The organism is Rhodococcus sp. MT28 (assembly GCF_058792695.1).
On record NZ_JBXAFD010000003.1, the window covers coordinates 463,389 to 484,923 of the forward strand.

General features: G+C 63.3%; 20 protein-coding genes. 14 read left to right on the forward strand and 6 right to left on the reverse strand.

The genetic code is table 11. The annotated features are described in order from the left end of the window. Positions 1-9: 9 nt before the first annotated feature. The gene (locus AC1Q6C_RS14925) at positions 10-1,581 is read right to left on the reverse strand and encodes an MDR family MFS transporter (RefSeq protein ID WP_003944867.1); all 1,572 of its coding nucleotides are present in this window, start codon (positions 1,579-1,581) and stop codon (positions 10-12) included. A gap of 41 nt (positions 1,582-1,622) precedes the next feature. Continuing rightward, on the reverse strand, positions 1,623-2,255 hold the full coding sequence (locus AC1Q6C_RS14930; RefSeq protein WP_003944787.1) for a TetR/AcrR family transcriptional regulator: 633 nt from the start codon (positions 2,253-2,255) through the stop codon (positions 1,623-1,625). A gap of 113 nt (positions 2,256-2,368) precedes the next feature. Between AC1Q6C_RS14930 and AC1Q6C_RS14935 the strand changes: the two genes are divergently transcribed. The 4 genes from AC1Q6C_RS14935 (at position 2,369) to AC1Q6C_RS14950 (ending at position 5,749) form a co-directional block, all read left to right on the forward strand. Beyond that, positions 2,369-2,713 carry a zinc ribbon domain-containing protein YjdM gene (locus tag AC1Q6C_RS14935; RefSeq protein WP_083057510.1) on the forward strand — a complete coding sequence of 115 codons (345 nt, stop codon included), beginning with the start codon at positions 2,369-2,371 and terminating at the stop codon, positions 2,711-2,713. A gap of 101 nt (positions 2,714-2,814) precedes the next feature. Continuing rightward, a complete protein-coding gene (locus tag AC1Q6C_RS14940; RefSeq protein ID WP_257216611.1) occupies positions 2,815-3,846 on the forward strand; it encodes an ABC transporter substrate-binding protein in 1,032 nt (343 codons plus the stop codon). 51 nt (positions 3,847-3,897) lie between these two features. Further along, positions 3,898-4,317, forward strand: coding sequence for a DUF1622 domain-containing protein (locus AC1Q6C_RS14945; protein ID WP_007728052.1), 420 nt, complete (start codon positions 3,898-3,900; stop codon positions 4,315-4,317). A 31-nt stretch (positions 4,318-4,348) separates the two neighbouring features. Further along, positions 4,349-5,749, forward strand: a complete 1,401-nt coding sequence (locus AC1Q6C_RS14950; RefSeq protein WP_492666682.1) for a DUF2252 domain-containing protein — start codon at positions 4,349-4,351, stop codon at positions 5,747-5,749. Positions 5,750-5,753: 4 nt separating this feature from the next. On the opposite strand, the gene AC1Q6C_RS14955 is transcribed toward AC1Q6C_RS14950, so the two are convergent. From AC1Q6C_RS14955 to ypfJ, 3 genes are all read right to left on the reverse strand, one after another. Then, entirely contained in the window at positions 5,754-6,470 is a 717-nt protein-coding gene (locus AC1Q6C_RS14955; RefSeq protein WP_063316429.1) for an SRPBCC family protein, read from the reverse strand. Between the two features lie 2 nt (positions 6,471-6,472). After that, a complete protein-coding gene (locus AC1Q6C_RS14960) occupies positions 6,473-7,102 on the reverse strand; it encodes an ArsR/SmtB family transcription factor (RefSeq protein WP_007728048.1) in 630 nt (209 codons plus the stop codon). Positions 7,103-7,176: 74 nt separating this feature from the next. Then, a complete protein-coding gene (gene ypfJ, locus AC1Q6C_RS14965) occupies positions 7,177-8,100 on the reverse strand; it encodes a KPN_02809 family neutral zinc metallopeptidase (protein WP_042448761.1) in 924 nt (307 codons plus the stop codon). 163 nt (positions 8,101-8,263) lie between these two features. Here ypfJ and aspS point away from each other — a divergent pair, with 163 nt between their 5' ends. The 3 genes from aspS to AC1Q6C_RS14980 all read left to right on the forward strand — a co-directional run bounded on the left by aspS (position 8,264) and on the right by AC1Q6C_RS14980 (position 12,429). Further along, positions 8,264-10,072 carry an aspartate--tRNA ligase gene (aspS, locus tag AC1Q6C_RS14970; RefSeq protein WP_003944808.1) on the forward strand — a complete coding sequence of 603 codons (1,809 nt, stop codon included), beginning with the start codon at positions 8,264-8,266 and terminating at the stop codon, positions 10,070-10,072. Positions 10,073-10,090: 18 nt separating this feature from the next. Continuing rightward, on the forward strand, positions 10,091-11,056 hold the full coding sequence (locus AC1Q6C_RS14975) for a DUF389 domain-containing protein (RefSeq protein ID WP_042448764.1): 966 nt from the start codon (positions 10,091-10,093) through the stop codon (positions 11,054-11,056). 191 nt (positions 11,057-11,247) lie between these two features. Then, on the forward strand, positions 11,248-12,429 hold the full coding sequence (locus AC1Q6C_RS14980) for a protein kinase family protein (protein WP_030536429.1): 1,182 nt from the start codon (positions 11,248-11,250) through the stop codon (positions 12,427-12,429). Between the two features lie 63 nt (positions 12,430-12,492). Here AC1Q6C_RS14980 and AC1Q6C_RS14985 read toward each other — a convergent pair whose 3' ends face one another. Continuing rightward, complete coding sequence (locus tag AC1Q6C_RS14985; RefSeq protein ID WP_064444578.1) at positions 12,493-12,873, reverse strand: nuclear transport factor 2 family protein; 381 nt, start codon at positions 12,871-12,873, stop codon at positions 12,493-12,495. 123 nt (positions 12,874-12,996) lie between these two features. On the opposite strand from AC1Q6C_RS14985, the gene AC1Q6C_RS14990 reads away from it, so the two are divergent. From AC1Q6C_RS14990 to AC1Q6C_RS15020, 7 genes are all read left to right on the forward strand, one after another. Then, positions 12,997-14,409: a replication-associated recombination protein A gene (locus AC1Q6C_RS14990; protein ID WP_003944982.1), complete on the forward strand. Its 1,413-nt coding sequence runs from the start codon at positions 12,997-12,999 to the stop codon at positions 14,407-14,409. 77 nt (positions 14,410-14,486) lie between these two features. Further along, entirely contained in the window at positions 14,487-17,159 is a 2,673-nt protein-coding gene (gene alaS / locus AC1Q6C_RS14995) for an alanine--tRNA ligase (RefSeq protein ID WP_030536427.1), read from the forward strand. A gap of 2 nt (positions 17,160-17,161) precedes the next feature. Next, complete coding sequence (gene ruvX, locus AC1Q6C_RS15000; protein WP_003944838.1) at positions 17,162-17,695, forward strand: Holliday junction resolvase RuvX; 534 nt, start codon at positions 17,162-17,164, stop codon at positions 17,693-17,695. Next, complete coding sequence (gene mltG, locus AC1Q6C_RS15005) at positions 17,692-19,002, forward strand: endolytic transglycosylase MltG (protein WP_218749354.1); 1,311 nt, start codon at positions 17,692-17,694, stop codon at positions 19,000-19,002. The genes ruvX and mltG overlap by 4 nt, the downstream gene beginning before the upstream one ends. After that, positions 18,992-19,831, forward strand: coding sequence for a shikimate dehydrogenase (locus tag AC1Q6C_RS15010; RefSeq protein WP_047270380.1), 840 nt, complete (start codon positions 18,992-18,994; stop codon positions 19,829-19,831). Before mltG ends, AC1Q6C_RS15010 begins: the two co-directional genes overlap by 11 nt. Before the next feature lie 80 nt (positions 19,832-19,911). Next, positions 19,912-20,535, forward strand: coding sequence for a prepilin peptidase (locus tag AC1Q6C_RS15015; RefSeq protein ID WP_047270381.1), 624 nt, complete (start codon positions 19,912-19,914; stop codon positions 20,533-20,535). A gap of 225 nt (positions 20,536-20,760) precedes the next feature. Continuing rightward, positions 20,761-21,459, forward strand: a complete 699-nt coding sequence (locus AC1Q6C_RS15020; protein ID WP_007728030.1) for a S1 family peptidase — start codon at positions 20,761-20,763, stop codon at positions 21,457-21,459. The last annotated feature ends 76 nt before the right edge of the window (positions 21,460-21,535 follow it).

Sequence of the window (21,535 nt, forward strand, 5' to 3'; positions counted from 1 at the left end):
GATAGTCAATTACTCGAGCGGGGGCGCCGAGCGATCGATCGTCGTCGCGAGGGGCTTCTCCTTGACGAAGAGCAACAGGACAACCGCCGCGATGACCAAGGGGACGAGGTACAGGAAGATCGGCGCCAGCGCGTCGTTGTATGCACCGACGATGATCTCGCGAACCTGGCTCGGCAACTTCCAGAGGATTCCCGGGGTCAAGGAGTTCTCGTCACCACCGACCGCGCCGCCATTCGCCGGGAGTCGCTCGGCCAGGAGATTGGTCAGACGCGAGGCGAACAGGCTGCCCACGATCGCGCTGCCCAACGACGCACCGATCTGGCGGAAGAAGTTGTTCGACGCGGTGGCCGTTCCCACTTCGGCCGCGGGGAAGGTGTTCTGCACGATCAAGATCAAGATCTGCATGACGAGGCCGAGTCCGATACCCATGAGTGCGATGTAGCAACCGAAGACCAGCAGTGAGGTCGACGGCGTCAGACGTGAGAGCAGGACCAGAGCAACAGCGACGATGGATGTTCCGACGATGGGGAAGATCTTGTAGCGGCCGGTCTTGCTGACCAGCTGGCCGGACCCGATGGAGGCGACGAGCAGGCCCGCCATCATGGGAATCATCATCAATCCAGCTTCGGTGGCGTTCTTGCCTGTCACCATTTGGATGTAGGTCGGCAGGTAGGCGAGCGCACCGAACATGGCGATTCCGATGATCAGGCCGGCGACGGTGGTCAACACGAAGTTGCGCTGAGCGAACAGGTGCATCGGAATCACCGGTTCGTCGGCACGCTTTTCGACGAAGACAAAAGCCACTGCCGTCACGACGCAGCCGACGATCAACCCGATGATGACGGCCGATCCCCAGGCGTAGGTGTTTCCGCCCCAGGTCGTGAACAGGATCAGACACGTCGCTGCCGTCGCGACGAGAACCATGCCCAGATAGTCGATGCGAGGCTTGCCGAGGTTCGGCTTCCGCAGGTGCAGAAATGCCATCGCGCTCGCGATGGCGAGTAGGCCTAGGGGGATGTTGATCCAGAAGGCCCAACGCCAACCGATGCCCTCGGTGAACCAGCCGCCGAGTAGGGGACCGGCAACCGAAGCCAGTGCGAACACCCCGCCCATCGCACCCATGTACCGGCCGCGTTGCCTGGCGGGGACGACGTCGGCGATGATCGCCTGGGACAGCAGGATCAATCCGCCGCCGCCGAGTCCCTGCACGGCTCGACCAGCGATGAGTGTGGTCATGTCGTGGGACAGACCGCCGATCACCGAACCGACGATGAAAATGCTGATGGCGCCGATGAAGAGGCCCTTGCGGCCGATCAGGTCACCGAGTTTTCCGTACACCGGCATCATGACGGTCGAGGCGAGGATGTATGCCGTCGTCACCCAGACCATGTGGTTGACGCCGTTCAATTCGCCCACGATGGTGGGCAAAGCGGTACTGAAGATCATCTGGTCGAGCGAAGCCAGAAGCATCGTGATCATCAGCCCGACAAAAACGAGGATGATCGACCGTTTGTCCGGCGAGGCCTCGGTGTCGGTATGCGTGCCGTCGGGCTCGACGGTCGCAGCTTCTCGAGTGGACATGTAGTTCCTTAGTTGAGTGACGGCGGGTGCGAGAGTGTGGATCAGCTCTCGGACCTCAGTATTCGAGCCATCAGGAGTAGTGCCGGATCGAGCAAATCTGTTCTGGGGCTTGCCCGTTCACTGTTCTGCCATTTTCGGAAGACGTAACGCATCGCGGCGCCTGCGGTGATGACCGTTGCTGTGGCTTCGTCGGCAGCGGCTGTGTCCGAGTGCAGGCGGCGATACTCGGTTCTGTTCGACAACTCCCGCGTGAGGATCCGGGTGAGCGTGTCTTCAAGATCGTGGAAGGTGGCCAGATGTTGTTGCAACAGCGTGGGATGACGCTCGAACAATTCGCGTCGATGCGCGAGCAGATCGGGTCGCTCGTCGACGATTTGCATCGCCGCCTCGAATACCGCGAGAGCGCCGCGCAGCGGATCGTCCGGGTGCTCGCCGATGAGCGTGAGCATGGTCGTCTCACTTGGCACGACGAGCATGAGCCCACCGATCGCTGCGTCCTTGGTGGGGAAGTAGTTGAAGAACGTGCGGGTCGACAGATTGCAGGCTTCGCAGATTTTCTCGACGGTCACTTCGTCATAGCCCAGGTCGAGAACGAGTTCGACGGCGGTGTGCTCGATCAGCTGCCTCGTCGCAATTCGTTTTCGTTCGCGCAATCCGAGAGTTTCGGTTCCCATTTCATCCATAATTGCACAGAGTGCAAAGTTTCATCGAATGCAATATTTCGCCCAAGAATGCCTCATGAAATGCAAAAATGGGGATCGGGTGCCTGGTGGATAGGATGAACCGCGTGGAAGACACCTTGCCCCCTTGCCCTGAATGCGCCGGCGAATACACCTACGAGATGGGCGCGTTGATGGTCTGCCCGTCCTGCGCGCACGAGTGGGCGCTGACCGATAGTGCCGGCGAGGACCTGGGTGTGGTGAAAGATGCCGTAGGCAACATTCTTGCGGACGGCGACACGGTGACGGTCGTCAAGACGCTCAAGGTGAAGGGCAGTCCGACCGGCATCAAGTCAGGTACGAAAGTTCGCAACATCCGCCTTGTTCAGGGTGTTGGTGACCACGACATCGACTGCAAGGTCGACGGCATCGGACCGATGCAATTGAAGTCGAGCGTCGTCAAGAAGGTGTGACCGGACAGCGATAGTTGTCGGCTCGAAATCCTGTTCAGTTTCGACGGTTCGATAGCCACAATCGAGGTGATTCTCGACCGCTCGAACGAATGGACCGAACTGTGCCGAACTCGATCTGCCTGGTGCCCGCACTCGATAACACCGCACTCGATACAGACGAGCAGTGGAGACGCATCGTCGATGCGCTGACGCGCAGGGGTTTCCTCGGCGCCGGGCTCGGTGTCGCGGCCGCGACATTGCTGGCAGCGTGCAGCAGCGACGAAAACGGCTCGGCGCCAAGTGGTCTCGTCACAGTGCAGGATGAGACGGGCAGTGTCGAGATTCCGTCGGATCCGCAGCGAATGGTCATCGCCCATGTCAGCGCCATGGCGACGGTGCTCGACCTCGGTGTGCCGCCGGAGAAGATCGTCGGCGGCTTCTTCGGTCTCGAGGGTGTGAGCGGTGACGCGGTGTTGCGTACGATGCCGGAGGCTGCGAACATCCCGAACCTCGGCACGGCGGGGACGTGGAACAAGGAAGCGATCATCGGCGCGTCGCCGGATCTGATCGTCATGCTCCTGACCGCCGGAAATGCTTATGCGGCAAAGTCCTACGACGAACTCTCCGCGACCGGTGTTCCAGTATTCGCCGGCTTCAACGGGTACCTCACGTGGGACGAGATGAAGAAATTGGTCACCTCGATGGGCGTCGCGGTCCGACGCGAAGACGCTGCTGCGGAATTGAACGCGAGAACGGAAGAGCGCCTCCTCACAATCAAGGATCGACTCTCCGCCCTCGGTTCGTTGCCGTCGGTGACCCTCCTCCGCACCGGCGAGAACGGTGTCGTCTACAACCAGGTCGACGCTCTTCTCGACGCCCTCGGTTTCCCCGGCGATCGAGCTACATCGGAGGAGTTCACGCGCACACTCACAGCGGAGCAACTCGATCAGGTGACCAGCGACGTGATCATCGTGGGCGCATTCCAGGACCAGCAGGACGTCCGCGCGCAGTTGGCGATGAACCCGCTCTGGGAGCGTCTTCCCGCTGTCCGCTCGGGGAACGTCCATTACGTCGACGACAGCCTGTGGGGCTCGGGCTATTCTCCCCGCGCGACCGAGCTGCGACTCGACGACATCGAGCGGATCTTCAGCTGACGCCGTCGTGTCACCTCGACTTATCGGTGCATTACCTCGAGAATCATGACCATGGACAAAATCAGGTTCTTCGAGCTGGTCACCGAATGGTTCGAGGTACTCGGTGTTGTCGCCATGGTTCTCGGGTTCGTGTTCGCATTCGTGATCGCGGGGCGCGCATGGAGTCGAACGCGGGACGGTAGTTCGGCGTTTCGTACTCTGCGCGAGACCATGGGCGCGGTCATCCTTCTCGGCCTCGAGATCCTTGTCGCCGCTGATCTGGTGAAGACGGTGACGTCGTCGCCGTCGCTGACAGACGCCGCAGTTCTGGGCATGATCGTTCTTATTAGGACCGTGCTGAGCCTGTCGATTCAGATTGAGATCGACGGGGTACTTCCGTGGCGCAAGGCGTTGGTGTCAAGTCCGGAACTCCTGGTACGCGCAGCGCGCGGATCAGGAGGCCGCACGACGCCCGACGCGTCGAGTTCGTAGCGATAGCCGTTGCGAGTGAAAGGTCGGGCAGATGACAGCAGTGCGTACCGAGCATCTCACGGTCGACGAAAGGCGGGCGCGCGGGCGCCAGGCGCGTAGAGATACGCCATTGGCCGCGCTCGCGGATCTGGCAGAGAGTGACCGTGATCCGATATCACTGCTCGAATTGCAGGCGAAGTCGCGGGTACAGAACCTGGTGCCCATCCGATACGGGCGGATGTCGGCATCGCGGTTCTCGTTCTTCCGCGGCGCTGCGCTGGTGATGGCCGACGATTTGTCACGCAGTCCGGATTCGGGTCTTGCCAGCCAACTCTGCGGCGACGCGCACCTGAGCAACTTCGGTATCTATGCGACGCCCGAGCGAAAGCTCGCGTTCGACATCAACGACTTCGACGAAACGTACCCGGGACCGTTCGAATGGGACGTCAAGCGTCTGGCCGCAAGTTTGGTGATCGCCGCAAAGGACAACGGATTTTCGGGCAAGGAGCGAAAGAAGATCGTTCGCGGATGCGCGGCCGAGTATCGGGAAACCATGATCACCCAGGCAGGATTGGGAAATCTTGCAGTCTGGTACTCGCACATCGCACCCGAGGACGGGCTCGAGGCTCTCCAGATCGACCTGAAGAAGCGCATGCTTGCTCGCACACAAGCGACGCTGGACAAGGCTCGTCGCCGCGACAGTGTGCAGGCGGCAGGCAAGTTCACCGAAATCGTCGACGGCCGGCGGCAATTCATCAGTGATCCGCCGCTGATCGTGCCCGCAAACGAGTTGTTCGCAGGGACCGATCTCACGCAGATCGAGGAGTTGCTACGTCAGCGCGTTCGGTCGTATCGGAGCACGCTGCAGTGGGACCGTCGGGTGTTGCTCGAAAGCTTCGAGATGACGCACATTGCGCGGAAGGTTGTCGGTGTCGGGAGCGTCGGAACACGCGCATGGATGATCCTCATGAAAGGCGTCGACGACGACGATCCGTTGATCCTGCAGGTCAAGGAAGCGCAACCCTCGGTATTGTCCGGCTACGTCGATGGTCCGACCTTCAAGAACGAAGGGGAACGCGTCGTCAACGGGCAACGCTTGATGCAAGCGACAAGCGACATCTTTCTCGGCTGGGAACGAGGGCCGGGGCTCGACGAGGGTGAGCACGATTTCTACATTCGTCAACTGCGTGACGGTAAAGGGTCGGCAGTCATCGAAGAGATGGTGCCGCAGGGGCTGGAACTCTACGGGCGCCTGTGCGCCAGGGTCCTTGCCTACGCACACGCTCGCTCGTCCGATCGGATAGCGATCGCCGAATATCTCGGTGACGGAACCGAATTCGATTTCGCGATCGGGGAGTTCGCGGCTGCCTACGCCAAGCGCAATGCTCGCGATCACGCCGCTCTGCTGACCGCGATCGACGACGGTCGCGTGTCAGCAGAGCGGGGAGTGTGACGACTCAGGCGAACGCGCCGTCGAGCCAGCCCTGCCACGCTGCCGTTGCTGATCCACCGTCAGCACCCTCTGCGAAGAGGTGATGGGCCGCGTCGACGGTGCCGCCGAAAGCATTTCGGCCGTAGAACCGCAGCAATGCGTCCTGGGTGCGCAAGCCGATGAACCAGTCGTTGATGTAGTCGACAATCGCGTCGACGGTTCCGATTCCGGGGACTTCCACCGACGCGGAGTCACCGACAGCGGCGCCCGAGGTGATTCCGAGGGCGCTGCGAAGCGTTCCCATCGCTTGCGGCGCGGAAGAGGATTCCGGGCCTTCAGCCGAGACATAGGTGGTGGGCCTGCCGGCGAAGTACCGCACGTACTGGCCGAGACTGTGCAGGTAGAAGTCCGTGTGCTTGCTCGCGCCGTCGTACTGGTTGTCCCAGTCATCGGCAAACACTCCGGCGTGGACGTAGCGGACAACGGCGGTGCTCTCGTCGCGGGCCTCGACGACGTATTCAAGGTTGTTGAACCAGCCGTCGGGGCCTTGCATGTGGATGGCGAGTTCGCGGGGTGGCTCCCACGTGGCGATGATCGGGCTGTCCGGGCGGCTGCCGTCGGCGGGGATCTCGAGAGGGGAGGGGAACATCCAGCCGGCCGTTTCGGCCGAGATGGCGGCCCAGATCTGCTCGGGGGTTCCTGGGACGACCACCTCGCGGCGGATTTCGAATTTCTCGGACATTGCTACTTCTCCGTTTCGGGCGCGTCGATCGCTTGGGTTGTGATGGTTTGGGGTGTGGTGAGGCTGGGATGCAGGGCGACAACGAGGCGGTGTTTGCGTCCGCCTTCGGAATTGCCGTCGTGATACTTGGCGACGAGTGAGTTGATCGACTCGCCGAGTTCGCCGGCGAAGGCGGCACGGTCGGCCGCCGTGGCAAAGGTGATGTCGCTGTCGATGGCAAAGGACGCCAACGGTTTTCCGGCTGCAGTTGCTCCGGCGATCAGTTCGCCGACCTCTCGGACGATCCGCGCTGCGAGACTGACGAGCCAGCGCGCCGAGAGTTGATCGGGGAACCGGCCCGGGTCCGGGGCGAGCGCCGACATGGCGGCAGGGGATATGACGTACGACGCGGCACTGGCCTGCATGATTCGCTCGGTCATGTTGCCTCGCTTGCGTTCCTCGACGAGCTCGACAAGTCCGTGGTCTTCGAGAGTGCGCAGGTGGTAGTTCACCTTCTGGCGTGTCAGCCCGATCCGGGGCGCCAGCGAGGATGCCGATCCCGGCACCGCCAATTCGGCCAGAATCCGTTGCCGAATCGGATCGAGCGACGCCTCGGCAGCTCCGGGGCGATCGATGACTGCTACGTCCAACATGAGAAAACCATCCCACCGACAACTGAATCTGTCAAGACAGAAAAAATTGTCGGTGGGATGGTTTCGGAGGTTCGCTATCGCTTGAGGTCGGGCGGGTTGTTCAGATCCCGCGCCGAGTACGTGTCACACGACGAAATCTGGCCGGTCTGGTATCCGGTCTTGAACCACGCCTGCCGCTGTGCGGAGGAGCCGTGTGTCCAGCCTTCGGGGTTGACCCGACCGGTCGTGGACTTCTGGATGCGGTCGTCGCCCACCGATGACGCCGCCGAGAGGGCGTCTCGAATATCGCTCTCGGACAAGGGCTTCAGGAATGGTTGACCGGTCGCTTCGTCGGGAATCGTGTCCGCAAAATGTGCCCAGACGCCGGCGTAGCAATCGGCCTGGAGTTCGGTGCGAACCGCACCCGACTGCTCACCCTGCGGGTCGGCCTGCGCGCGGCCGATGTCGCCGAGCTGATTCTGGATGTGATGTCCGAACTCGTGCGCGACCACGTACTCCTGTGCGAGCGGTCCGGCGCTGGAACCGAAACGGTCGACGAGTAGTTGGAAGAAACTCGTGTCGAAGTACGCCGTTTGGTCCGCCGGGCAGTAGAACGGACCGACGTCACTCGACGCCTGGCCGCAACCGGTGTTGACCGAACCGCTGAACAAGACAACTTCGGGACGCACGTACGCCGTGCCGGTCTGCTTCACCAACTGCTGTTCCCAAACGTCGTCGAGGCTTCCGACGGTCAGCGTTACTCGGCAGTTCACATCGGCGTTGGCCTGAGCGCCGGTGCACTCGTCGACCGACGACAGTCCGGTCGACGAACTCGAAGTCTCGGTGGACGTGCCCAGTAATGAGCCGGGATCGCCGCCGAACAACAGCGCCAGGATCAGAACGATGATGCCGCCCGCGCCACCGCCGATCGCGATTTTGCCGCCGCGGCCACCGCCACCCCCGCCGCCTTGAACCTGAACGCGTCCCGCTTCGCCGCGGGCCCCCTCGTTGAAGGTCATCTATGTCCGCTTTCTGCTGTCGTGAACAAGTGCTTGCCGTCACTTCTGGAGATAGCTTCGCATGCGATGCGGGTCCGCGTTTCCGCTCTGTGCAGTTCGCTCCGTAGGATCGCAGGCAAAGTAGTCGGTCGTCGGTTATTGGAAGTAGTTCGAAAGGAATCCCGTGCTGCGCACACATCTCGCCGGTTCATTGCGACCCGAGCAGGCAGAGCAGACCGTAACGCTCACCGGTTGGGTAGCCAGGCGTCGTGATCACGGCGGAGTGATCTTCATCGATCTCCGTGATGCATCCGGAGTTGCGCAGGTAGTTTTCCGGGCAGGTGACGTGGCCGAGCAGGCGCACCGTCTGCGCGCGGAATACTGCGTTCGCGTGACCGGAACGGTCGAGGTTCGCCCAGAGGGCAACCAGAACTTCGAGATCCCCACCGGAGCGATCGAGGTCAACGCCACAGAACTCGAGGTTCTCAACGAAAGCGCACCGCTGCCGTTCCAGCTCGACGATCAGGTCGGCGAAGAAGCGCGCCTCAAGTACCGCTACCTCGACCTGCGTCGTGAAGGCCCCGGCTCCGCAATTCGCTTGCGCTCCAAGGTAAGTGCTGCAGCGCGCGGCGTTCTCGCGCATCACGAGTTCGTCGAGGTCGAGACTCCGACGCTCACGCGCTCGACGCCCGAGGGTGCCCGTGACTTCCTGGTGCCGTCGCGCCTTCAGCCCGGTAGCTTCTACGCACTGCCGCAGAGCCCGCAGCTGTTCAAGCAGCTCCTCATGGTCGGCGGCATCGAGCGCTACTACCAGATCGCACGTTGCTACCGCGACGAGGATTTCCGCGCCGATCGCCAGCCCGAGTTCACTCAGCTCGACATCGAGATGGCTTTCGTCAACCAGGACGACATCATCCTGCTCGCCGAGGAAATCCTGACGGCGCTCTGGAAGCTCGTCGGCCACGAGATCAAGACGCCGATCGACCGCATGACCTACACCGAGGCAATGCGTCGTTACGGCAGCGACAAGCCGGACCTGCGTTTCGACATCGAACTCGTCGAGTGCATGGACTTCTTCAAGGACACGACGTTCCGCGTGTTCCAGGCGGAGTACGTCGGCGCCGTCGTGATGCCCGGCGGTGCAAGCCAGCCGCGCAAGCAACTCGACGCCTGGCAGGAATGGGCCAAGCAGCGTGGGGCCAAGGGTCTGGCGTACGTGTTGGTCGGTGAAGACGGCACTCTCGGTGGACCTGTTGCCAAGAACCTGACCGACGCCGAGCGTGAGGGCCTGGCCGCCCACGTCGGAGCTCAGCCGGGAGACTGCGTCTTCTTCGCAGCTGGTGCAACGAAGCCGATGCGCGCCCTCCTCGGCGCTGCCCGTGGTGAGATCGCCCGCAAGAAGGACCTCATCGATCCTGACGCGTGGGCCTTCGTGTGGATCGTCGACGCTCCGATGTTCGAGCCGACCGCCGACGCCACTGCATCCGGTGACGTCGCTCTCGGCCACTCCGCGTGGACCGCCGTGCACCACGCGTTCACGTCGCCGAAGCCGGAGTTCTTCGACACGTTCGACACCGATCCGGATTCCGCTCTCGCCTACGCCTACGACATCGTCTGCAACGGCAACGAGATCGGCGGCGGCAGTATTCGTATCCACCGCAAGGACATTCAGGAACGAGTGTTCAAGGTGATGGGTATCTCCGAGGAAGAGGCGCAGGAGCAGTTCGGCTTCCTCCTCGACGCCTTCGCCTTCGGTGCGCCGCCGCACGGCGGAATCGCATTCGGCTGGGACCGCATCACCGCGCTCCTCGCCGGCATGGATTCCATCCGTGAGGTCATCGCGTTCCCGAAATCCGGCGGCGGCGTCGACCCGCTGACGGATGCTCCGGCACCGATCTCGGCTCAGCAGCGCAAGGAATCGGGTATCGACGCGAAGCCCGAGAAGAAGTCGGAGGACAAGAAGTCCGAAGGCGACACCGGCGAAGCCAAGTAGAGCCGACACCGGATCGCCATGCTGCATTTGCGGGTGATCTGCCCGACCGAGCGCACCGAGCAAGTTCTCGGTGCGCTCGCGTCGCAGCGGGGCGCGACACACATCGTCGTGATGCGCGATGTCGCGGTTCATCCTGCCGGCGACATGGTGGAGGCCGACGTCGCCCGTGAGGCGGCAAACGACGTCGTCGATGCCCTGAACGAACTCGGCGTCGCCGAGGACGGCGGAATGACGCTCGTACCGGTCGAGACGGTGTTGTCGGCGTCGGCGCGCAAAGCCGAGCGTGACGTGCCTGGTGATCCCGCGGATTCCGTCGTGTGGGAGGAATTGCTGTCCCGCACTCGCGAAGAGTCGACTCTCAACGGATTGTTCGTCGCGTTCCTGACCATTGCGTGTCTGCTGGCCGCGATCGGCGTCGTCACCGACTCTCAGATCACGATCGTCGGCGCCATGGTCGTCGGTCCGGAGTTCGGTCCGCTGGCTGCTTTGGCAGTCGCACTCGTACGGCGAGATCGACGGTTGCGTCGACGTTCGATTCTCGCGCTTGCCGTCGGATTCCCCATCGCGATGGGCGTGACGCTTGCCGCAACGTTCGTGGTGAAGTTCTTCGGATGGATGGACGTCGTCAGTCTCGAGTCACTCCACGAGGTCGATTTCGTATACAAGGTCGGGCCCATTTCGTTTGTCGTCGCGCTTCTTGCCGGTGCGGCTGGGATGCTGGCACTCGTCTCGTCGAAGTCCGCTGCCTTGGTCGGGGTGTTCATCTCTGTCACCACGGTTCCTGCCGCCGGTTTCGCGGTGGTTGCGGCAGCAAACGGAGAATGGCGGATCGCCGGGTTGTCGTCTCTGCAACTGGCTGTCAACCTGCTTGGGATCGTCACTGCCTGCGTGCTTGTTCTCTGGCTCAGAACCCGGGCCGACGAGGAATTCGAAGCAGCGTTGAAAGGCATTTCTCGATTTGTCGACGAGGACAAAACTCCATGACGTCGCCGGTTCGGAGTTCTGCTCACCGACAGCAAAATTCTCGAGAGAACTGTGTGCCGGTGTGGCGATTGGGGACTTTTGTCATCGCCGCAGGTAGTCGGCAATTTCTGTTGCTGTGAGGCCTTGAATTCTCCGCTGCGAGCGGACGAGCTGGGCATGATCGGAGTCACTAACGGGTAAGTTGGTCGGTGATGACCGCATTACTGGCAGACCCCGTTTCCGAAGTCGTCGCAGCTGCTGAGCAGTTGCTGACACGCCGCACAGGGGCACCCGTAACCCTGGTGGATCCCGTAGATCTCGGGGGGAGTGGCCGCACCGTCGTGCTGCGCGTTCGTGTCGCCGAGAACCCGTTCTCCCTGCCCCGAACTTTGGTGATCAAGCAAGTCCGCGACAACTTCCAGGGAGCTACCAAAACAGCGATTGCGCTCCCGGCCGCGTCCGAAGGTGACTTCGACGTCGAGACCGCATTCCTTCGTGAAGCGGTGTCGTATCAGTTCGCCAACGCGCTTGCCAAGGACGCACGCCCCGGCGCCGAACTGTTGGCGTCCGACCTCGATGCTCGCCTCCTGATCCTGAGTGATCTCGGCGACGCCACCGCAATCAGCGTCCGACTCGAAGACTCCGACCCGGACACCGTCACTTACACGTTGATGGCCATGGCTCAGGCAATGGGACGCATGCACGCCGCGACCGTCGGCCGGGAGGACGACTTCACCGCACTGCTGCGTCGAGCCGAGGTTGCCCATTGCTCCGATGAAGTTGCGGATCAGGTGGGACGCGCAGTGACCGGTGTTCCCGCGATGTTGGTGGAAAGTCTCGGGATCGATGTGAGTTCGGACATTCTCGAGCAGGTTCAGCACGCGCAGACACTGTTCAGTGGCGGTCGGTTCCGTGCCTTCAGTCCGTCGGACTTGTGCCCCGACAACATCATCGTCAACGACGACGGCGTGCAGTTCCTCGACTACGAGTGGGGTGGCTACCGCGACGCCCTCCTCGACATCACCTACGCGTTGGTGTCTTTTCCCGGCTGCCTGTGCAACATCGACCTGACCGAAGAGCGGGCGTCGGCGATGGTCGATGCCTGGCGGGCCGAGGTAGTGGGGATGTGGCCCGCCCTGGCCGACGAGGCCGAATTGGGGCGCAGGATCGTCGAGGCCCAACTCATCTGGGTCTGGCTCAGTACCTATCTGTACCTGCCCGAGGATCATTCGCGTATCGCCGCCGTCCGCGAACATTATCTCTCGATTCCACGCGCCGACGCACTGGTCGGACGCTGGGCCAGGCTCGCACGCTCGGCTCAGCTCGCCGGCAACGACGCCGTCGAGGCACACGCCCGCGACGTCGTGGCGGCGCTGCGGACCGAGTTCAGCTGACCGATCACACACAGAAGGGCGCCCGTGCACGAAGCACGAGCGCCCTTTCTCGGTCGAGTCCGCTCAGTTGTCGGAGACCAGATCGTTCTCGGACAGGTCCGTCGCCGCGAGCGCTGACGCCAGATCGGGATGCCGGAACGTCGACGTCACCTGGTCGGCCACGACTCGGAAAGCAGAGGCCAGGGTCGCGGACTTGTCCGGTTCGGCCGCCCACGTTGCGGTCTGTTCGACGACGACCACGCCGTGGTGGACGTACATCTTTCCGGGGACGAGCGTGATGCCGGCGTTGGTGGCCCACTCGCGCAGGGCAGCGAGTCCCTGGCTCGCGCCCTTGGGGCCGCCTACCTCGATGTCGTCACTCGACAACTGCAGCAGAGTGTCGACGTCTTGGGAGTTGAGTGCATCGTGCCACGCGAGGACGGTGGCGATCTCGGAGGTGCTCATGGCGACAACGCTATCCAATGCGGATTCACGACTGGGTGAGGGCTGGCGGAACAGCGGATTGTGTCGGGCGTCGGTGGTCTCTAGTAGCGTCGATTCGTGAGCGATTGGCAAGCGGAAGACAGTGTGGGGGCGAAAGACGGCGTGGTGGCGGAAGACGGCCTGTTCGAGGCAACTCCGGAGGAATCCGCGATCGTCGACGAACCAGATGTCGTGTCTGTAGCCGAGCGCGCCCTGTCCTCGGTGCCGCCCGGTGCTCCTCTGGCTGTCCGCATGCGTCCGCTCACTCTTGGTGAAGTTGTCGGCCAACAGCACTTACTCGGGCCCGGCGCGCCACTCCGCAGAATGGTCGAGGGGTCCGGCGCCGCATCGGTACTTCTGTACGGACCTCCCGGCACCGGCAAGACCACGCTCGCATCGTTGATCTCGGGTGCTACCGGCCGCCGGTTCGAGGCTCTGTCGGCTCTGTCCGCCGGAGTCAAAGAAGTCCGCGGTGTCATCGAACTCGCGCGCCGCCGCCTGCTGAACGGCGAACAAACCGTCTTGTTCATCGACGAAGTTCATCGCTTCTCCAAGACCCAGCAGGACGCCTTGCTCGCCGCGGTCGAGAACCGCATCGTGCTCTTGGTCGGCGCGACCACCGAGAACCCGTCGTTCTCGGTCGTCTCCGCTCTGTTGTCGCGCTCGTTGGTCCTGCAACTGCAATCGCTCACCGCTGCGGATGTCCAGGAACTGCTCGAGCGCGCTGTCGCCGACGAACGCGGGTTCGGCGGAGCGATCACGATCGACGACGACGCGATGGAACACCTCGTTCGTCTGGCGGCCGGCGACGCCCGCCGAGCCCTGACGGCACTCGAGGCTGCCGCCGGAGCTGCACTGGACACGGCCGGTGACGCTTCGGGCCCGGTGGTGCTCGACCTCGCGACCGTCGAGGCCAGTGTCGACAAGGCCGCGGTTCGGTACGACCGTGCCGGAGATCAGCACTACGACGTCATCAGTGCATTCATCAAGAGCATTCGTGGATCAGACGTCGACGCCGCCCTGCACTACCTCGCACGGATGCTGACCGCGGGCGAAGACCCTCGCTTCATCGCACGGCGTCTGGTGGTTCACGCCAGCGAAGACATCGGCATGGCTGATCCGATGGCGCTGCAGACTGCCACCGCCGCGGCGCAGGCAGTGCAGCTGATCGGTATGCCGGAGGCTCGTCTGGCGCTGGCACAGGCCACCATTCATCTGGCGACGGCTCCCAAATCGGGTGCGGTCATCGCCGCACTCGGCGCGGCCATGGCCGACGTGGCCGCCGGAAAATCCGGACTGGTACCGCCGCACCTGCGTGACGGGCACTACAAGGGCGCCGAGCAATTGGGCAACGCAGTCGGATACAAGTACCCGCACGACACACGTGATGGTGTTCTGCGGCAACAGTATCCACCGGACGATCTGGTGGGTGTCGACTATTACCAGCCCACCGCGCACGGCAACGAGCGGGAGATCGCCGATCGGGTGAGCAAACTTCGCCGAATAGTTCGTGGCTGACGCCTGCCAGGTTCCACCGGCCGACGCGTTAGTCTGGACACCCATAGCTCGACGCTCTTGAAGGTAAGGACCGGTTAGTGCAAACCCACGAGATCCGCAGGCGATTCCTCGACCACTTCGTCAAGGCCGGCCACACCGAGGTGCCCAGCGCCTCGCTGATTCTCGACGACCCGAACCTTCTGTTCGTCAACGCGGGCATGGTTCCGTTCGTGCCGTTCTTCCTCGGGCAGCAGACGCCGTCCTACTCACGGGCGACGTCCGTGCAGAAGTGCGTCCGCACCCTGGACATCGAAGAGGTCGGCATCACCACCCGCCACAACACCTTCTTCCAGATGGCGGGCAACTTCTCCTTCGGTGACTACTTCAAGAAGGAAGCCATCTCCCACGCCTGGCAGTTGCTGACAGGTTCGGTCGAGGACGGCGGATACGGCATCGATCCCACGCGCCTGTGGGCCACCGTCTACCTCGACGACGACGAAGCGTTCTCGATCTGGCGCGACGAGGTAGGAGTGCCCGAAGAGCGCATCCAGCGCCGCGGCATGAAGGACAACTACTGGTCCATGGGCATTCCCGGGCCGTGCGGCCCCTGCTCGGAGATCTTCTACGACCGCGGCGCCGAATACGGCGTCGAGGGTGGCCCCGAAGCCGACGAGGATCGCTACATCGAGATCTGGAACCTCGTGTTCATGCAGAACGAGCGCGGCGAGGGCACCAACAAGGGCGACTACCCGATCCTCGGACCGTTGCCGAAGAAGAACATCGACACCGGCATGGGCGTCGAGCGCGTTGCGTTCCTCCTGCAGGGCGTCGAAAACGTCTACGAGACAGATCTTCTCCGCCCCGTCATCGACAAGGCCGCCGAACTGACCGGCAGTGTCTACGGGACCGACCACACTTCAGACGTCCGTTTCCGCGTCATCGCCGACCACGCACGCACCGCAGCGATGTTGATCGCCGACGGTGTGAACCCCGGCAACTACGGCCGCGGCTACGTCCTGCGCCGGTTGCTGCGTCGCATCGTGCGTTCGGCCAAACTGCTCGGCAGCGAGCAGCCCACCATGCGCGAGTTCATGGTCGTCGTCCGCGACACGATGGCGCCGTCGTACCCGGTTTTGGAAACCGACTTCACGCGCATCGAGAACGTCGCCGTCGGCGAGGAGACCGCGTTCCTCAAGACGCTGGCTTCGGGTTCTGCTCTGTTCGAGAATGCTGCCGAGACGGTCAAGTCGTCCGGAAAGTCGGTCATCGCCGGCGATCAGGCATTTGCACTGCACGACACCTACGGCTTCCCGATCGATCTCACGCTCGAGATGGCGTCCGAGGCCGGTCTCACCGTGGACGAGGACGGCTTCCGCACGCTCATGGCCGAGCAGCGCAAGCGCGCCAAGGACGACGCTCAAGCGCGCAAGCACGCCCATGCCGACCTCACGGTCTACAAGGAACTGCTCGACCGAGGCGCCACCGAGTTCACCGGTTTCGACGAGCTCGTCTCCGAGGCTCACGTCCTCGCACTGATCGTCGACGGTGTCCGCGTGCCGGTCGCGAAGGCCGGTCAGGACGTCGAGGTCATCCTCGACCGCAGCCCGCTTTACGCAGAGTCCGGTGGACAGATCGCCGACATCGGTTCGCTCACCGCTCCGGGCCTCGAAGCCAAGGTCAACGACGTACAGAAGATCGCCAAGAAGGTCTGGACGCACAAGGTGACGGTGCAGAAGGGCGAGATCACCGAGGGCGACGTCGTACTCGCGCACGTCGACGCCGAGTGGCGCAAGGGTGCAACCCAGGGGCACTCCGGCACCCACATGGTGCACGCGGCGCTGCGTCAGGTGCTCGGCCCCAACGCGGTGCAGGCGGGTTCGCTCAACAAGCCGGGTTACCTCCGCTTCGACTTCTCGTGGCAGGGCGCGCTGTCCGACTCCCAGAAGCAGGACATCGAGGCACTCACCAACGAAGCCGTGGCGTCGAACTACGCGGTCAACACATTTGTCACGGATCTCGACAAGGCCAAGGCGATGGGTGCGATGGCACTCTTCGGTGAGAACTACGGCGACGAGGTTCGTGTCGTCGAAATCGGCGGCCCGTTCTCGATGGAACTGTGTGGTGGCACTCACGTCGGAAGCTCCGCACAGATCGGTCAGGTAACGCTGCTCGGTGAGCAGTCGGTCGGCTCCGGAATCCGACGCGTCGAGGCGTACGTCGGTTTGGACTCCTACCGCTACCTCGCCAAGGAACGCGCGCTCCTGGCCGGACTCTCCTCCTCGCTGAAGGTTCCTTCGGAAGAGGTGCCCGCCCGCGTCGAGGCGCTCGTCGAGCGACTCAAGGTGGCCGAGAAGGAACTCGAGCAGACAAAGGCCAAGGCTGTGCTGGCGTCGGCAGGCGAGTACGTCGCCAAGGCCAAGCGCATCGGCAGTGTCCTCGTCATCGCCGAGCCTGCTCCCGCCGGAGTCGGCGGAAACGACCTGCGCAGCCTCGTCACGGACATCAAGGGTCGCCTCGGCTCCGAACCTGCCGTCGTAGCTCTGCTCGGTGATGTCGACGGCAAGGTTCCGTTCGTGGTCGCCTCGAGCAAGGCAGCTCAAGGTCTCGGTGTGAAGGCCGGTGAGCTGGTCGCGTCGTTCGGTCCCAAGATCGGCGGCCGCGGCGGCGGAAAGCCCGACATGGCCCAGGGTTCGGGTTCGGACTCCGCCGGAATCCCGGCGGCGCTCGATGCGATCCGGGACAGAGTCGGAGAGCTGGCGGGCGGCAGCTGACGGTGGTGGCTACGCAACAGGGTCCCGATCGCCCCGGCATCGACGACCCTGGTCGCGGGCGGCGCATCGCCATCGACGTGGGCAGTGTTCGCATCGGCGTCGCGTCCAGCGACCCCGACGGCATCCTCGCGACACCGGTGGAAACGGTTCCACGCTCGAAGGAGCGTGGGCCCGACGCGCCGGATATCCGGCGCATTATCGCCATCGTGTCCGAATACGAGGCCGTTGAGGTTATCGTCGGACTGCCACAGACGCTGCGCGGTGAGCAAGGTAAGGCCGCCGGTATCGCGACTGCATTCGCCAAACGACTGCAGCGGGCCGTCGAACCGATCCCGGTGAGACTGTCCGACGAACGACTGACGACCGTCACGGCTGCGCGCAATCTCCGCGAAAGTGGAGTCAAGGCACGCGGCCAGCGACCGATGATCGATCAGGCTGCGGCGGTGGAAATCCTGCAAGGCTGGCTGGACGAGCGGAGTAGAGCTGTGAAACCAGGGGAGTCGTCGAAGGACGCTGCACTGGAGGGCGATCTGTGAACGCGCGGTGGGATGAGGGCGGCGGAAGCCGGCCCACCAGTTCGTTCGACTTCGACAACGACGAGACCATGGTCATGCGTGCACTGCCGCAGAACATCGATCCGCCGCATATGTCGCGAGCCGAGGCACGCAAGCAACGCGAAGCGCGCAACAAGCGCGCCAAGCGTGGCAAGAAGGTCGGCGTTCTCGCCCTGCTGGTGTTGGTGATCGCAGTCCTCGGTGTCGGTGCATACGGCGCTCTCTGGTACATGGATCGCAACAAGACCGCGGAGGATTTTGCCGGCCCCGGCGGCGCACCCGTGGTCATCCAGATCAACAGTGGAGAAACCGCATCGGAGATCGGTGCGACGCTCGAGGCGAAGAACGTCGTCGCGAGTTCCGCTGCTTTCTACAACGCGGCGATCGCCAATCCGTCTGAGATCCAGAAGGTGCAACCCGGCTTCTACCAGGTGCCGGTGCAGAGTAGCGCCGCGAGCGCTCTCGACACCTTGGTTGCCCCGGACTCCCGAGTCGGCAGTGTTGTCATCGCCGAAGGGCGTCAGCTGCACGACAGTTCGGACGCGCAGACCGGCTCGCTCAAGAAGGGCATCTACAACCTCATTTCCGAGGCGAGTTGTGTCGGCCCGGTTTCCGCTCAGAAATGTGTCTCGACAGACGAATTGAACACTGCGGGAGCATCTTCCGATCTGGCTTCGCTCGGCGTGCCCGAATGGGCGATGTCGTCGGTCAAGAGCGTGCCGGACAAGGACCGTCAGCTCGAAGGCCTGATCGCCGCCAGCAGTTGGGATTTCGATCCCACTTCGACGCCCACCGAGATCCTGCGGTCGTTGGTCGAGGGTAGCGCCGCCAAGTACGAGGCCACGGGAATTCTGACAGCCGGCAGCGGGGTCGGAATGTCTCCGTACCAGTTGTTGGTGGCAGCGTCGCTGGTCGAGCGTGAGGCGTTGCCCGCAGACATGGCCAAGGTCGCGCGGGTGATCGTCAACCGACTCGCAGTCGATCAGCCTCTGCAGTTCGACTCCACGGTCAACTACTCACTCGACACCACCGAGGTCGCAACCACGGATGCCGACCGTGAGCGCGTCACGCCGTGGAACACGTACGCAATGCCGGGTCTGCCTGCAACGCCCATCGCTTCGCCGAGCATCGACGCGCTGAAGGCCGTGGAATCGCCGGCGGCCGGTGACTGGTTGTACTTCGTCACGATCAACAAGGAAGGCCAGACGCTCTTCACCAAGAGCTACGAGGAGCATTTGGCCAACATCGAACTGGCACAGCAAAGTGGGATTCTCGACAGTGGACGGTAGTACCGCGACTTCGCTCGCGACGCCACGTAAGGCGGCAGTTCTCGGAAGCCCGATCGCTCACTCGAAGTCCCCGTTGCTGCATCTTGCGGCGTACGCGGCTTTGGGGCTGAGCGATTGGACCTACGAGCGGATCGAATGCACCGGCGAGCAGTTGCCTGCCCTCGTCGACTCACTCGGCCCCGAATGGATCGGCCTCTCGGTGACGATGCCGGGCAAGATCGCAGCACTCGAATATGCGACCGAACGCACACCGCGAGCGGTGACCATCGGCTCGGCCAACACCCTGGTTCGCATCGACGGCGGTTGGCGTGCCGACTGCACGGACGTCGACGGAGTCAGCGGTGCGTTGATCGCCGGCGGTGTCGGCGATCTCAGCGGCACTTCGGCGGTAGTTGTCGGCGCGGGCGGCACCGCGCGGCCGGCATTGGTCGCGTTGGCCGACATGGGAGTTCGGACGGTCACCGTGGTCGCGCGTGATCCGGGGCGCGCATCCGGTGCCATCGAATGCGGCGGCGCGGTCGGGTTGGACATTGATCTGGTCGCCTTCGACGACGCACGGCTAGGCGGGATCTGCGCCGAATCCTCGGTCTTGGTCAGTACCGTTCCCGCGGAAGCGGCAGCGCCCTTTGCCCAGCAATTGGGGAAGGCGCGATTTGTCCTCGACGCGATCTACAACCCCTGGCCGACGCCACTCGCTTCGGTTGTCGAGGCGGCTGGTGGCACGGTGATCGGCGGCCTCGAGATGTTGCTCAATCAGGCCTTCGGGCAGGTAGAGCAGTTCACGGGCAAGCCCGCTCCGCGAGAGGCGATGGCAGCCGCTATCGCCTAGCTCTGTTCACAGTGTCGAGGTAGTCCACAAGGCGATTCGTAGTCTGCCGCTGGTGAACGGCAGACGCCAAGCTCGAAACCATGTGGATGTTGGTGGTCTTGGCAGGCGCTGGGGTAATCGCTGGTTTCGGTGCTCGGGCGATCGTCGACAATTGGTTGCGGCGACACGGTTATCGACCAGTCGTGACTTTCTGTTGTGTGCCGCAGTGCGCCGTCGCAACAGGCTGGGTTGTCGTCGGTGCGCTGAATACCTCGGTGGTGCAGCTATTTTCCGGTCTCGCCGTGGTGTGGTGGTGCGTCGCGATCTCGACTGTCGACCTGGCTGTGCGTCGGCTGCCCAACAGTTTCACGCTGCCGGGCTACGCCGTCGTGATGGTCTACGCGACGGTGTCGGGAACGGTGTGGGTGGCGGTGGTGGGGTCGGCACTGCTCGCCGGAATCCACCTCCTGGCGCACGTGATGTCGCCTGGTTCCATGGGCGTCGGCGATGTGAAGCTGTCGCTTCCTCTGGGCGCCGTGACCGGATTGGTGGGAGCGGACGCCTGGCTGTGGTCGTTGGTGTCTGCCTCGGTGCTCACCGCAACGCTGGGCACCGCGCTGGAACTGCGAAGACGAGGGCCGGTAGCCCACAATTCGCCCATTGCGCACGGACCCTCGATGTGCCTGGCAGCCTGCGGTTCGATTGCGTTTGCCTGGCTGACGTGACGAGTGCAACATCCGCGAGAAGTCTGGCGTTATTGACCGTTCAACGACGGACGGTGAACTGCAGGAAAGACGTAACCGTCGGTTTCATAAATGCGGGTATTGCCAGCGCGCGGTCCCAATATGCGGCGAGTCGGACTTGCCGAATGTCCACATCCTGACGTTCACTGAGGTTTCGGAAATGGGACAAAACGAATCTCGTTTCGCACTCGATTATCGGGGGAACCTATGCGCACAAGGCTTTTCGTCGCCGCGGCAGCCTGTTTGGCGGCTGTGGCTGCAGGAGCGGGCGTCGCCGGCGCCGCGCCTGCACCTTCATCGGTGGCACTGGGCGGGGGCTCAGGAATCCTGCTGCCGGACGTGGATCACTCCGATCCTGACCGAGTTGCAGCATGCACGTTGACCGCGGTCGGCTACGACAACGCCGGTTCTCTCGTGGCACTCACCGCCGGACACTGCGGAGTTGTCGGGGACCGGGTGTTCGCCGAGTACCTGCCCGAGGCCGGACCCATCGGTCGGTTCTCTTACTCGAGTCCGGTCTCGGACATCGCCGTGATCGATCTCGACGACGCCAAGGTAGCTCCGCTGCGTACCGTCGGCGGCACGACGATCAACGGAATCGGCGCCCCGCCGGCACCGGGCACCATCGTGTGCAAGGAAGGCCGTTCGACCGGCAACACGTGCGGTATCACCTGGGGTTACGACTCCGTCTACGGTGAGATCGTCGAGCACACGTGCTCGATTCCCGGTGATTCCGGTGGACCGCTCGTCGTCGGTGACCGCCTGGTGGGCTTGATCAGCAATGGCTACCCGCCGTACTGCTTCGAGCCGCTTCCGCCGCCGTTCCACGCTCCCGACAACTCGGCGGACATCAACATCGGTTTGGCTGACATCAACGCAAACGGTGGAGGATTCCGCCTGTTCTAGACCCACAGGTACCTCTGAGATGGCCCACACGCCTCGTGCGTGTGGGCCATCTGTGTTCACCGGGAGGACCACTGTG